Source organism: Pseudochrobactrum sp. AO18b, from assembly GCF_000409565.1.
GTDB classification, from domain to species: domain Bacteria; phylum Pseudomonadota; class Alphaproteobacteria; order Rhizobiales; family Rhizobiaceae; genus Pseudochrobactrum; species Pseudochrobactrum saccharolyticum.
This window is the reverse complement of record NZ_ANNO01000259.1, coordinates 61,973-75,097: the sequence shown is the minus strand read 5'-3', so window position 1 is coordinate 75,097 and position 13,125 is coordinate 61,973. Positions and strand designations below refer to the sequence as shown.

General features: G+C 50.7%; 10 protein-coding genes. 3 read left to right on the top strand and 7 right to left on the bottom strand.

What is annotated here, in order from left to right; genetic code table 11:
- Positions 1-82: 82 nt before the first annotated feature.
- Positions 83-1,276 carry an aspartate aminotransferase family protein gene (locus A918_RS0111000; RefSeq protein WP_022711116.1) on the bottom strand — a complete coding sequence of 398 codons (1,194 nt, stop codon included), beginning with the start codon at positions 1,274-1,276 and terminating at the stop codon, positions 83-85.
- A 607-nt stretch (positions 1,277-1,883) separates the two neighbouring features.
- Here A918_RS0111000 and A918_RS0110990 point away from each other — a divergent pair.
- Positions 1,884-2,444, top strand: a complete 561-nt coding sequence (locus A918_RS0110990) for a GcrA family cell cycle regulator (protein WP_022711114.1) — start codon at positions 1,884-1,886, stop codon at positions 2,442-2,444.
- 146 nt (positions 2,445-2,590) lie between these two features.
- On the opposite strand, the gene A918_RS0110985 is transcribed toward A918_RS0110990, so the two are convergent.
- The 5 genes from A918_RS0110985 to A918_RS20195 form a co-directional block, all read right to left on the bottom strand.
- A complete protein-coding gene (locus tag A918_RS0110985) occupies positions 2,591-3,718 on the bottom strand; it encodes a glycosyltransferase family 4 protein (protein ID WP_022711113.1) in 1,128 nt (375 codons plus the stop codon).
- Entirely contained in the window at positions 3,715-4,959 is a 1,245-nt protein-coding gene (locus A918_RS0110980) for a glycosyltransferase family 4 protein (protein ID WP_022711112.1), read from the bottom strand. The genes A918_RS0110985 and A918_RS0110980 overlap by 4 nt, the downstream gene beginning before the upstream one ends.
- Before the next feature lie 147 nt (positions 4,960-5,106).
- Positions 5,107-5,838, bottom strand: a complete 732-nt coding sequence (locus A918_RS0110975; RefSeq protein WP_022711111.1) for a polysaccharide deacetylase family protein — start codon at positions 5,836-5,838, stop codon at positions 5,107-5,109.
- Positions 5,839-5,882: 44 nt separating this feature from the next.
- Positions 5,883-7,202 (bottom strand): O-antigen ligase, encoded by a 1,320-nt coding sequence (locus A918_RS0110970; RefSeq protein WP_022711110.1) that lies wholly within the window; start codon positions 7,200-7,202, stop codon positions 5,883-5,885.
- 15 nt (positions 7,203-7,217) lie between these two features.
- The gene (locus tag A918_RS20195; RefSeq protein WP_022711109.1) at positions 7,218-8,774 is read right to left on the bottom strand and encodes a GumC family protein; all 1,557 of its coding nucleotides are present in this window, start codon (positions 8,772-8,774) and stop codon (positions 7,218-7,220) included.
- Positions 8,775-9,049: 275 nt separating this feature from the next.
- Here A918_RS20195 and A918_RS0110960 point away from each other — a divergent pair, with 275 nt between their 5' ends.
- Positions 9,050-10,345, top strand: coding sequence for a lipopolysaccharide biosynthesis protein (locus A918_RS0110960; protein ID WP_022711108.1), 1,296 nt, complete (start codon positions 9,050-9,052; stop codon positions 10,343-10,345).
- A 174-nt stretch (positions 10,346-10,519) separates the two neighbouring features.
- Here the strand turns inward: A918_RS0110960 and A918_RS0110955 are convergent, their stop codons facing one another.
- Positions 10,520-11,518, bottom strand: coding sequence for a glycosyltransferase family 2 protein (locus A918_RS0110955; RefSeq protein WP_022711107.1), 999 nt, complete (start codon positions 11,516-11,518; stop codon positions 10,520-10,522).
- Positions 11,519-11,850: 332 nt separating this feature from the next.
- Between A918_RS0110955 and A918_RS0110950 the strand changes: the two genes are divergently transcribed.
- Positions 11,851-13,119 (top strand): GNAT family N-acetyltransferase, encoded by a 1,269-nt coding sequence (locus A918_RS0110950; protein ID WP_022711106.1) that lies wholly within the window; start codon positions 11,851-11,853, stop codon positions 13,117-13,119.
- Positions 13,120-13,125 lie beyond the last annotated feature (6 nt).

Here is a 13,125-nt window from a genome sequence, read left to right as displayed (position 1 = left end):
TGAGGGGCAGATCCTGCGGGCTGACTGCAGAGAGGTCGGTAAAATGCCTTAAAGTCTTATCATTTGCCATTATTAGTCACCGTTATGCAGGAGCTTTGGAAAGCTTGGCTGCAACCTTTTCAATCCGGTTCAGAGCTTCACGCATATCATCTGCCGTTACTGTCAGCGGAGGCAACAAACGCACAACATTGTCACCGGCGCCAACGCTCAGCATATGCTCGGCACGCAATCCGGTAATTACATCTGTATTTGGTACAGCGCATTTCAGACCGATCATCAGGCCTTTACCGCGCACTTCGGTGAACACATCCGGATAGCGGTCGATGATCGACGCCATACCCTGACGGAACTGCGATGCCATTTCATTAACATGGTCAAAGAAACCATCGGCCAGCATCACATCCAGCACAGCTTCACCCACGGCCATCGCCAGCGGGTTACCGCCATAGGTGGTGCCATGCACACCTGCGACCATGCCCTTGGCTGCTTCAGCCGTTGCCAGACAGGCGCCCATCGGGAAACCGCCGCCGATACCTTTGGCAGTTGCCAGCAGATCAGGCTCAATACCTGCCCATTCATAGGCATAGAATTTGCCGGTACGGCCAACGCCGGTCTGCACTTCATCCAAAATCAGCAGCAGGCCGTTTTCGTCGCAGATCTGACGGATCAGACGCAGGAATTCATTGGAGAAGGAGCGAAGACCGCCCTCACCCTGTACCGGTTCAAGAAGGATAGCCGCTGTTTCCGGTGTAATAGCAGCACGCAGGGCTGCTTCATCACCAAACGGCACCTGATCAAAACCATCAACCTTCGGGCCGAAACCTTCCAGATATTTAGCCTGTCCGCCGGCTGCGATGGTTGCCAGTGTACGGCCGTGGAAAGCACCTTCAAAGGTAACGATGCGGTAACGCTCAGGCTGACCATTGGCGAAATGATAGCGGCGTGCGGTTTTAATCGCGCATTCCAGAGCTTCGGCACCGGAATTGGTGAAGAAGACTTTATCGGCAAATGTATTATCGACGAGGCGCTGACCAAGGCGCTCCTGACCCGGCACTTCATAAACATTGGAAAGGTGCCACAATTTGGCGGCCTGATCCTGAAGTGTCTTTACCAGATGCGGGTGGCTGTGTCCGAGTGAATTCACAGCAATACCGGCTGCGAAATCGAGATAGCGTTCGCCGCCCTCGGTAATCAGCCAAACGCCCTCCCCTCGCTCAAAGCGCAACGCTGCACGATTATAGGTGTCGTAAAGCGGGTGCACAGTCGCAGTCGTCATGCCAATAAGGCCTCCAAAGCCTTTAAATTGAAGCGGGCATCAACATCAGTCTTCACCGGTCTCCGTGAGTTTTTCTAAACTCCCCCCGGAGAAGCGGTTGTTGCGCGCGGATGAAATCAAAAAGCCGCCCTCAGGGCGGCTCGACAATGCACTATTGTTCGCCAATATATAAATGTCAATCAAAGACCGCGGCCCTGCGGGGTGAAAACCGCCCCCTTAAAATGTGCAAAAATGTCGCTGTTGCGCAATTTTGTTACGCAGGCTTCAATAAGGGATCCGGCCTGAACAACAGGCCGGTACAACCATAATTGTCAATTTTCAGCCCCGTGCCCGTGAAATAAACTCCGAAGTGTTGCACGAAAACCTTGTATTTAAAAAAAACCGGTCTATTAAATGCCCGCTGATCTCCAAGGTTGGGGAAAACCATTCCAGCACCGGGCGCCGCGCTTGTCACGGAGTCCTTGCTTAAGGTAGTTTCATATTAAAGTAAGACTAGATTTAGTGCGACAGCGCCAGCTGTCCGGTACATATGGTGCCTGCTTGGACGGGCCCGCAAAAACGATAGCCGGACGCTATAAAGATTATAAAGAACGGAGCCTGAGCCACAATGAACTGGACAGATGAACGCGTCGAGCTTCTCAAGAAATTGTGGAGTGAAGGTCTGAGTGCAAGCCAGATCGCAGCCCAGCTGGGCGGCGTCAGCCGCAATGCGGTGATCGGGAAAGTGCACCGGCTTAAACTATCCGGACGCGGCAAAACAACAACGGCCGCGCCACGCAGCAAGAAACCGGCCCCCGCTCCGGTCGCTGCACCACGCCCGACAACAACATCAAGCAGCAGCATGTCATCCGGCAGTGCAAGTGCACCGCAGCCGACAATGCGTGCCACAGTGATGAAAACCTCCGGTGCCGCAGCACTGCAGGCAGAAGTTCTGGCTGATGCCGTTGCGGAACCGATTATCCGTCACAATGAAAATGTTGTTGTGCCGATTTCCCGTCACCTGACCCTGCTGCAGTTGACAGAACGTACATGCAAATGGCCGGTCGGTGATCCGCTGCACGAAGATTTCCACTTCTGCGGTCATGAATCCGGTGAATCCAGCCCTTATTGCAGCTATCATTCCAAGCTGGCTTTCCAGCCGACTGCAGAGCGCCGCCGCGCTCGCTAATCGGCACCATATGCAAACAAAAAGGCGCTTTTCAGCGCCTTTTTTATTGTCCTGATATCATGCGCAAGTGGCATTAATTCATCCGAATATAGTGCAAAGGCAAAGCAGGAAATGCACTGCTTTTTGCACCACTCAGCGCGCAAAACTTAAAGCAGGCGCTGATAAACCGCCAAAGTCTGATCTGCGATTCCAGACCAGCTGTAGTTTTTTGCGATTTCCGCACTCTGTTCAGCCGCCTGCTCTGCACTGAAAGGCTGATCCAGTTTTTCAGCCATCTGCTTTGCTAAGGCCTGCGTATCTCCCAGAGGGAAATAATCAGCCTCCGGCAAGCCGACCTCAAGGTTGGCGGTAATATCACTGGCCAGAACCGGCAATCCGTAGCCCATCGCCTCCATCATCGCGATTGGCATACCTTCATGACTGGACGGTAAAACAAACAAAGCTGCATTGCTGTAAAGCTCTGTCAGATCATCGCCGCGTTGCATGCCGGTGAGCACGACATCCGGTGTTTTGGCAGCCAGGGCTTTCACCTGATCGACATAAGGTGACTGGTGATCGGCGGCACCGACAATCGCCAGTTTCTTATCCGTGTGAAAACCCGCAGCCTGCATGGCAGCAAAAGCAGCAATCAGATCATGCTGGTTCTTTTCCGGCACGATACGGGCAACCATCACCACATATTTCTTCTGCTCCAGTGCAAATGTCTGCAACACAGTACTTGCCCCACCTGTTTCCCGTAAGGTCACACCATTGGGAATAAATTGTGCGGAAACCTGATAGCGTTCTGCCATAGCCTCAGCGATATGACGGGAAACGGCAATCCGCTGACTGGCAAAACGCATCCCTGCCCATTCGCCGGTTTTCAGCATTTTGCGGGCAAGTCCGCCCCATTTATCGCGGTTATAATCAAAACCATGATGGGTCACGACGGTTTTAAGCCCGAATAAACGTGACAAAGGGGTCAGCAAAGCGGGGCCGATCGCATGAATATGCAGGATGTCAGGACGACGAACTGCCGCCTCCAGAACACCAAGAAATGTATGGGCAATGGCCTCAAATTTGGTGGAAAGCGGCGCCCAAAGCGGCGTGACCTGCACACCCTCCCACTGATAAGGCTTTTTCTGAGTCAAATAGGGTTTGCGCCCCAGCACTTCGACATCCCAGCCTTTTTCAACGAAAACACGGGCAAGCTCCTCAACATGCTTTTCCACACCGCCCTGCACTTGCGGCACACCGCGCAGACCGAGCATCATCACTTTGGGACGCTTACTCATGCGCGTACTCCCAGATCAGCGTAAAGAGCGAGCATACGGTTGCGATAGGCTTCAGCCAAGAATTCATTCAAAATCCATTCGCGCCCGACCAGTCCCATCCGGTTACGCTCCGCAAGTGGCATAGCAGCCATACGGCTCAGTTGCGTTGCCAGATCATCGGCATTACCAGCCTCGGCGGTCAGTCCGGTCTCACCTTCGCGGATCATCTCCGGAATACCGCCAATACGCGCACCGATCACCGGTGTGCCAAGCGCATAGGCTTCCAGAATACTGACCGGCGCATTCTCATACCATTCAGACGGCAGAACGAGCGCCCTCGCCTCTCCGATCAGACGATGCAGCTTTTCACCTGTCACATAACCGGCGAAAATTACCGGCGCATTGAGCTCCGCTGCCAGTGCTTTCAATTCGGCCTCATCAGGGCCCGTACCGGCAATGACCAATTTCACACCGGATTTTGCCGCTGCGGTAATAAGCGTCTTGAGACCTTTTTCCGGTGCGAGGCGACCGGCAAACAGCAGATAGTCCTGCGCTTCATAAACCGGCTTCAGATGATCCGTTTCCACGAAATTCGGAATATAGACCAGCTGCTCCGGCGGCCAACCCCATTCAATCAGCTTCTCACGGTAGAAACGGCTCGGCACCACAAAGCGGTCAACTTTATTGCGGTAAAGGCCGAGCATCCGGTGAACAGCAGTTTCGACAAAAACCAGTCCGCTGAGCGAAACCGACCCTTTAATGCAGCGATTGGCGACCACATTATAAATCCGGCCACCTTTGCACTGCTCACAAACATGACCGTCAACCAGCATTTTATAAGCAGGACAGGCCAGTTTCAGATCATGCACGGTCATTACAACCGGAATATTATGCTGCTTCAGCGTCGCAAAAATTGACGGTGACAAATGGTGGTAGACATTATGCGCATGAGCGATATCCGGCTTCGCGGCTTCCAGCAATTGGCTCAGATTTTGCTGCGCCTCGCGGGAATAAATGATCTTGGCAGCCTGCTTAACTTTGGTCAGCGCAGAGCTTTCACGGCCATATTCAATTTCTGACACAAAATAGCGCGACCAGTCTGAAGGCAGATTTTCCGGATGCTGCATGGCAAAAGGCACGGCATCCCAGCCGATATCCTCAAACAGGGTCATATGATCGAGAAAGATCGCTTCCGCCCCGCCACGCCGGTAAAAATAATTATTAATCGCCAGCAGACGCATCTGCTTCTCATCTAAGGTCATGCGTTCCCTCAAGCAGGCCCGAGAGCATAATTTCCTAAACTTGAAACAGAAATTATACTCTCATTTTAAAGTGTCAAAGCGAGTTTTGTGCACCCAATGGGGCGTCTGACGCTCTAAAGCTTTATAAATCCGGACAGGATTTACACATCACACAGCATGTGCAGATGCATAATCGTCCAGTGCTTCATCAACCGTTAAAATTTCACATCCGCTTTGCACCGCATATTGAACCAGTTTTTCAAAGGTCGCCGGTGTGCAGCCATAGGATGTCGGTGTTTCAGAAATGTCATGCGTAAAAAAGATCAGCCAGCCCGGCTGCGCTTTCACCGCATCAATCTCCCGCGTCAATTGCAGTGAATGCGCCTCTGGCTGGCGGATCTCCATACCATACAACATTTGCGGGCTTATTGCCCCGCGATTAATCCGGTTCTCTCCGGCGCGGCAAGTACGGTAATTGCGCGCCAACCGCCGATAAGCAAAATAGGACACCGCATTATAAGGATAGGCAAAATTAAACTTCGGACCATGTCCGCCTTTGCGATCTCCCAGAATCCGGCTCAGAAAAGACCGGTTTCGGTCAATCTCACTTTGCAACTGCGTATCCTTGAGGGTAGCAACATTCGCATGTGAAAATGTATGGCACCCGATTTCATGCCCGCGCTCCGCCAGTTCACGAATTCCGCTTTCTGTAATCAGCTTACGGCTGGTTTCTGATGTACCGGCAAGCCCTCCGGCCACATAAAATGTTCCGCGCAATCCGTATTTTTCCAATATGGCCGCGCCATAATACAAAGTACTGTCGGGCACATCGTCGAAAGTGAACGTGATCACCGCATGATCCGTTGGCACATGAAGTGTTTTAGGAGCGAGGCGAGACATCAGGCGCGCCTGTAAACGAGCGACCCAGTATTTAATTTTGTGCTTCACCGTGTCACTCCGATACTGCCTGATGCGAACGCAAGCGGGGGCGCATCGTCATAAGGAACCGGCACTGCCAATGCCTGCAAACGCAAGCCGAACAGAGCCATCATAACGCTGAACCATAATAAACTGCCGGTTTCAAAGAATACACTTTCAAGCGCGCCCCCAAACAAACCGTAAAGCCAGATACGTACATAAAGCCGTACAACAGGCGTATAGAGGTTTTGCTGTGAAATCCGCCTGATGTAAAGTAATGGCAGCACTAAAATCCAAATAAAGACAAGCAAAAAACCTACGACACCGAGATTAATTAACGCATCGACCCATGCATTGTGACCGTTAAAAGCACGCGGAGACCAGTTTTCCACTGTATCATTATTGACCAAAGCGTCCGTCAACCAATAACCATGAAGCCCGTGCCCGATCAATGGCCTATCAGCCATTGCCCCTACAGCCAGCCGCCAGATATCCGAACGGTTGGTGAAACTGGCATCAATGCCGAGCGAGGTAATAAACTCATAGACAGACGGTATCAGTGCAGCGCCGACCGTTAAAAAATTAATCGTTAACACACCGCCGACAGCAATCGGCACGCGCAGCCACTTAATTTTCTCGAAAACATAGGCAATCAGCAGGATCATCGGAAACATAGCTGTCGATGTCTTACCGCCGGTATGCATCAAAAAAAACACCGACAAAACAAGGATCAGCCAGCCCGCAAGGTGATAGCCTTTATCTTTAAGGTATAGCCCGAAGAACCCACTGACCAGCATGGCTGCAGAGGCAACATTCTTATGGGCAAAATGGCCGCGCCAGTTCCCTAACTGCTCGTCGCCCAATTCGGAACTGAACTGATGTATAGCCACTAACGGCTTGAACATCACACCGAAATAGGCAAGCCCCAGCATAACAAACAGCCCTGCCATAATCATTTTGGCGAATTGCTCTTCAGAACGCGGCAATAGCAGGAATACCGAGGCATTGAGCATAATGATGCAGGAAAGAATAAGCTGTTTTAAGGATTCAACCCGCTCTGCAGAGAAAAGCGCCGCGAGCAAAATACACACGACCAGCAACACGATTAAAGGTCTGGGTTGCAATACCAGCTTCTTTAACGGGCTGAGGGCAACATAACAAATAGCACTGGCAAAGAGCAGCAAGGAAACGACCTGATTAAACAGGCTTGAGCCGCCTTCAGCCGCCGCCGAAGCCGTTTCCGCAGGAAAAGGCTCGATCGTCACCCAGAGGTAAAAGAACTGCGCCATGAATAAGGTCGCAGCAAGGAAACCCCTTATATCGCTCATGCCGGAGGTGCGGATCATCTGCAACCTGCTTCACTATTTTTTATAAGAAGCGCGGGACTGTGCACGTAAAAGACCGATAAATCCGAAAAGCAAAGCCAAACCAGTACCGAGACCGCCGCCAACAACAGCACCGGCAACAGTAAGAAGGGCTGTACCCGGAGGCCATGAGCGGCTTTTAGGTGGCAAGGCCGGTGAAGCAATACGGATATTGGTGGCATCGATCTGCTGGCGCTGGGCAATTTCCTGCGCACGGGTCAGATAGGTCTGATAGAGAGTAGTCTTTGTCAGGCGGTCGCGTTCAAGATCATTCAGCGTAACCTGTGCATCCGTATCGAGGGAAACCGCTGACCGTGCAGTCTCAATCTGACGGCGCAAAGTTTCGACCACAGAATTTGCCTGATCGAGATCCAGTTTTGCGGCACGTAAAATCCGTGACGTTTCCTGCGAAATTTGTGCCTGCAGGCCTGCAATCTGCGACTGCGTGCTGGCCAATTCGGGATAACGCGGACCATAAGTCATAGTCATAGCATCAAGACGCTGCTTCAGGGTCGCATATTGTGTGCGCAATGCAGTCAGCGTCGGGGATTGCAATGTACCGGACGGATCCAGAGCCTGATTACCGGCACTGGTCAGCTCTGCATAACGGGATTTTGCCTCGGCCTGACGGCTCAGAGCGCCGACAAGCTGCGAATTGATTTCTGTCAAAGCCTGTGCACTGACCAGTTCGCCGGTATTACCGGTCTGAAGCCCCTGCGCATTGCGGAACTGCGCTACTTTCATTTCAGCTTCAGTTGCAGCTTTTTTCAGCTCACTCAGCGGTTCTGTCAAAGCACGGGCAGCGCGTGCGGCACCATCCCGCTCATTCTGTGCAACTTCATCCTGAAAGGCCTTGGCGACAGTATCTGCCAATATAACGGCCTTTTCAGGCTCTCGCGCCCAGACAGTGAGATTAATCAGATAAGAGCGTTCCGGACGGCGGGCCTCAACACGTGATGACAATTCACGCAAGGCTGCAATATTCTTTGCCTGTTGCGGATCAACTGCTTCATCCTTCTTCGGCTCCCCCAGAAGACCGGAGAGTAATGTTTTCTCTGTTCCGTTAAATTCCGGATCATCCTGCAATTTCAGTTCGTCGACCACGCGTTGCATAACATTACCGGATGTCAGCAAGCGCAGCTTGCTTTCAATATCCATCAGCTGGCTTTCCGCCTGCATACTGGTGGCATAAACATCATTCGGCACAACCTGCAAATTTGATGGTGCAACAATGATATCCGAACCCGCAGTGAAACGCGGCTTGGCGGTTTTACCAAAACCTATGCCGACAGCTGCCCCCACCAGAGCCAGCAGCAGGATCAGCCACCAAAAGCGCAGCAACCAATTGATAATATCTGAAAAACCAACAACCGGAAAAACCCAGCTGCGCTGTGCAGAACGCGCCTCGTCGCTGTTTGCATAATCCTGTTGCGAAGGGGAAGAAGCGGCTTCAGAGGCTCGTATATCTGTATCCGGCTGCAAAACAGCTTCTGCACCACGGCTGCCGGCAGACGCGGGTTTGGCTTTTTTAGCTAATTCTTGCAGCGTATACATCAGACATCTCTAATAGCTTGAGGCAAAACCCGTATAGAGGGCTCAATTGCTGTATCTACTTATGCAGTAACAGAGATATTAAAAAAAAAGGTTAACAAAGCCTCATCGGCATAGTTTAAGTATTAGATTCCATGAAAAGCATTATTTTAAATTTTACTTATAATAATTAATAACAGGCTTCCCCTGCCTTTTTGTTTTCCGGCCTAAATCGGTCTAAAATTGTTCCCTTTCACAGGAAAATGCTATAGAGAGGCTGCGACAAGGGAAATAAAACTATGAGTGAAACGGAGTTGCCGGACAACCGCATGTCTGCACGTATCCGACGATATTTACCGTCGCTCCTCTCCTATATGGCTTCCAGCGGCAGCCTCATCATGGCAAGTGTAGCACAGCTTGCGACATTTGCTATTCTCGCGCGTTTTCTCGGCGCGGCTGAATTTGGTATGTTCATCACTATCATGGCAATCACCAGCATTGTCGTGCATATTTGCGGCATTGGCAGCGCTGAAAGCCTGCTGCGGCGCGTAGCGCAGAATAAAAAAATATATCCGGTCATGCTCGGTCACAATCTGATATTGATCGGTATCAGCGGTGCTCTGCTCGTAGCTGCCGGAATGCTCATCCTGCCCTACTGGATCGAATTTTCACCTGATCCTGTTACCAACGCGATCAGTCTCTTTCTCTATCTTGTCACCAATATTGTCTTGCTGCGCATGATTTTGCTGGCTGAGGCCGTCTATATCGGACACAGCAATTTCAAAGCAGCCAATCTCTCTGTGGTCGGCTTCGCTCTTGCCCGTACACTTGCGGCTGTTCTGGCTTGTGTTGTGTTTGGCGTCAGCACCATTAACGGCTGGGCCTGGTGGCAATTTGCCTGCCACGTATTAGTTGCCGGAATATACTGGCTGTTTTTAATGCGGCTGGGCAAACCTATCTTCCATATTATGCGTGAGGAAATCAAACTCGGCATCTTCTTTGCCACCCCGTTCATCTTCCGCGCCATTCGCCAGAATATCGACTTACTGCTGCTTGGTCTTCTTCTCTCCCCCGCAGTCATCGGCAGCTACGGCGTTGCACGACGGATTGTCGACAGCAGCTATCTGAATATTGATGCCATGAGCCGTTTGCTCTATCCCCGCTTTGCCAAAATGAGTGCAAACGGCATCGACAAAGCCTGGCCTCTGGCACAAAAAGCCACGCTGATGGCATTGGGTATTTCTGTTTTCACGGCGACATTTGTTTATTTTCTGGCACCATATCTGCCACTGATTTTCGGTCAGGAATATCAGTCCATGGTATATTTTACGCAGGTACTGTGCTGGGTCATTATTTTCTATGCATTATGGTCTGTCAGCGTCGAGGTAATGGGGTCTGCCGGTGAGCACGGCTATCGCGCGGCTATTCTTAACACCGGCAATATAATCGGTGCGCCGATACTGGCATTTGCCACATGGCTGATGCCGCCGACAGGTACATTTATTTCAATCTATCTGATTGAAATCTCCATCGCCATCTGCGCATGGCTGGTGCTGTTGCGCTTGATGCGCAGGGCAAAACAAAGCTCAGTTTAGAGCGACCTTATTGCACCCGAAGAGGTGCCCGTCGCTCTAGAGCGGTTTACGTCCAGATTGGATCATAGCGCTCGCGTCTCAATTCTTTATTTGGTCGCATTATCACGGGCGTCAAGTTGATCCAACTTGACATAATCAAGAAGTCAAGTTGATCCAACTTGACTGTGAAATGCTCTAATGCTTGTTTTCCTGAATGATTTTGCTCTCGATCATAGCAGCAGGATTTTTGCGCGGCGTGAAAAAGCCAAGCGGCAGTGCCGCCGCATGGAAAAACCATGCTGTAACTGAATAGAGCCCGATTGAAAAACTGCGATGTTTCACGCTCATCAAAGCTACTGCAGCAGCAATCATTGCCAGATCAATCAATAGCGCAATACCGGTTGGCAAGACAGCCAGCACCAGCAGCATAGCGATAATCCATCCATAGACGGCCATCCACAGACGCAACTCCGGCAATTCGGCAAACAACATTTTGAAATGTGGCTTGCCCGTTGCCGAGCGCAGCAATTCTCCGATGCCGCGAATATATTTTGACTGCCAGCGCTTGATTAGAAGCTTGTATGCATTGGCACTATGCCCCGTGTGATACACGAAGCGCCGGTCGAGACGAAACAATGTCCAGCCTTTGGCACGCAACCGCACACCCAGATCATATTCTTCATAGCTGTGCAGATTACGGTCAGACAAATAGCCGATTTCTTCTATCGCCTCGCGCCGGTAAAGTCCTCCGCAATTAATACGGTCAATCGTTCCGACTGCTTTATACGCGGTTTTCCGCAAGCCGCGCCGGACATATTCAAGGCTCTCATTATTGCGCTCCATCACATGGCCGGTAACACCGGCAACGCGCGGATTTGCTTCCAGATATTTCAGCGCCTCGATAATAAAGTCCGGTGCCAGTTCTGTATCACCGTCCATCAGGCAGATAAAAGAGCCGCTGCTATACTGATAGCCCAATTGAGGCCCCAATCCGCAACTGGCTTTGGCAGGCGCTTCAATCTGAACAATTTTTACAGGATATTGCTTTGCAATCTCAATCGTACGGTCGCGGGAACCGCTGTCAGCCAGAATAACCTCACCCTGCCCGTCAGGCAAAGCTGCAAGAGCACTTTCAAGCGCGGCGGCAATCCGTCGTTCTTCATTCAATGCTTTGATAATGATTGAGACCGCCATCTTACATCCTGCTTGTCTGAGCATCGGGCTATCACGCGCATATAGGCATAAGACATATAAAATGCAATTAACGTCACATGAATATGGCGGCAGACTATATTATCAAAATGCCTTAATATTATTATTTCACTTAAATAAAACTCACTCAAATACTACAAAGCAACGACCTGTTTTTGCTTATCCGCAAAGCGATATAATAATTCTGTGTTTCAAAATTTTCCCTAGGACATTGTTTACACAATTCTGCCAGAGTCGCCTCAGCTTTCAATCAAACGCAAAACGGCTTTCAGCATCACGCCTGACTATCATTGAACAAAACAGGGCAAAGCGGCATGGCATTAATCAGTTCGATACAGCTTTCCCGGGGAGAGCCGGATTTAAGCCTGATCGAACCTGCTCAGGTGCCTAAAAGCGAATATCTTGCCCTCAGTTCTGATCCGCACATCTCCCTATGCCCGACTTATCAGATCCGCTGTTTTAAGTCCGTTGACGATGTTTCCGGCGACTGGCCTGCCGCTGAAAAGAACGGACCCGGCAAACTGCATAGCCATGCAAGTCCGAATTATCATATTTTTCAGACCACAACATTTCTGAAAATCTGGGAAGAAACCTATGCTCCGGCATTGAAGGCTGAGCTGTGCCTTATCGAAGTTCGTACAGAGGACGGTAGACCGGTTATGTTTCTGCCTCTGGCTATCTTTGTGCGTAACGGAACGCGCATCCTGTCTTTTACAGATCAGGGGGTGGCCGATTATAATGCGCCCGTATTGTTTGCCTGCGGAATGATCTGGACCCGTGCGCAGGCAGAAAATGTGTGGCAGCAGATACAGAAAGCTCTGCCGGCTTTTGATTTTGCCGATTTTAATAATATGCCTGAAAAACTGGGCAATCTGACCAATCCGATATTTTTGCTGGCCAATCAGAGCAACTCAGCGGACAGCCATGCCAATATATTGTCTCATGACTGGGACAGGATACAGCAGAGCCTCGTGCGCCCGAAAATTATCCGGCGCAAACTCCGCCGCCTCCATGAATTGGGCAATTGCGAGTTCTTTACAGCGAAAAATGATGCTGAAAATCAGGCATTGCTGGACTTCATGTTACGGGAAAAACAACAGCGTTTTATTGAAACGCATGTGCCGGGATTTGAGCAATATCCTGAGAAAATTCACTATTTCAACGAAGCAACACGGGTATTTCAATCAGCCGGTGTGCTGCATTTTTCTGCACTAAAACTGAATGGTGAAATTCTCGCTTGTATGTGGGGACTGGTCAGCGGGCCACATTATTACGGCATCATGATTGCCTCAAATCTGAAAAACTGGGCGAAATACTCCCCCGGCCATGTCTTGCATTATCTGCTTATCAAAGACCTGAAAGAGCAAGGCTATAATTGTCTTGATCTTGGCGTTGGTGACGAAGACTGGAAATTGCAGAATTGTGATCTGACCATTCCGCTCAAACGCCTCACTGTCTGCGCCACCTTGCGCGGCCGCCTCTATGAAGCACATAAAGAAATAATGTCGCGTTTGCGTGGCACGTCATTCTGGCAGGCTCTGCGGCCATTGAAATGGCAGCTGATCCGCGGCGTTAAACGCTGATTAGCC

Coding starts and splice junctions, on each gene's coding strand:
- A918_RS0111000 (WP_022711116.1), bottom strand. CDS start 1,276: ATGACGACTGCGACTGTGCACCCGCTTTACGACACCTATAATCGTGCA.
- A918_RS0110990 (WP_022711114.1), top strand. CDS start 1,884: ATGAACTGGACAGATGAACGCGTCGAGCTTCTCAAGAAATTGTGGAGT.
- A918_RS0110985 (WP_022711113.1), bottom strand. CDS start 3,718: ATGAGTAAGCGTCCCAAAGTGATGATGCTCGGTCTGCGCGGTGTGCCG.
- A918_RS0110980 (WP_022711112.1), bottom strand. CDS start 4,959: ATGACCTTAGATGAGAAGCAGATGCGTCTGCTGGCGATTAATAATTAT.
- A918_RS0110975 (WP_022711111.1), bottom strand. CDS start 5,838: ATGTCTCGCCTCGCTCCTAAAACACTTCATGTGCCAACGGATCATGCG.
- A918_RS0110970 (WP_022711110.1), bottom strand. CDS start 7,202: ATGATCCGCACCTCCGGCATGAGCGATATAAGGGGTTTCCTTGCTGCG.
- A918_RS20195 (WP_022711109.1), bottom strand. CDS start 8,774: ATGTATACGCTGCAAGAATTAGCTAAAAAAGCCAAACCCGCGTCTGCC.
- A918_RS0110960 (WP_022711108.1), top strand. CDS start 9,050: ATGAGTGAAACGGAGTTGCCGGACAACCGCATGTCTGCACGTATCCGA.
- A918_RS0110955 (WP_022711107.1), bottom strand. CDS start 11,518: ATGGCGGTCTCAATCATTATCAAAGCATTGAATGAAGAACGACGGATT.
- A918_RS0110950 (WP_022711106.1), top strand. CDS start 11,851: ATGGCATTAATCAGTTCGATACAGCTTTCCCGGGGAGAGCCGGATTTA.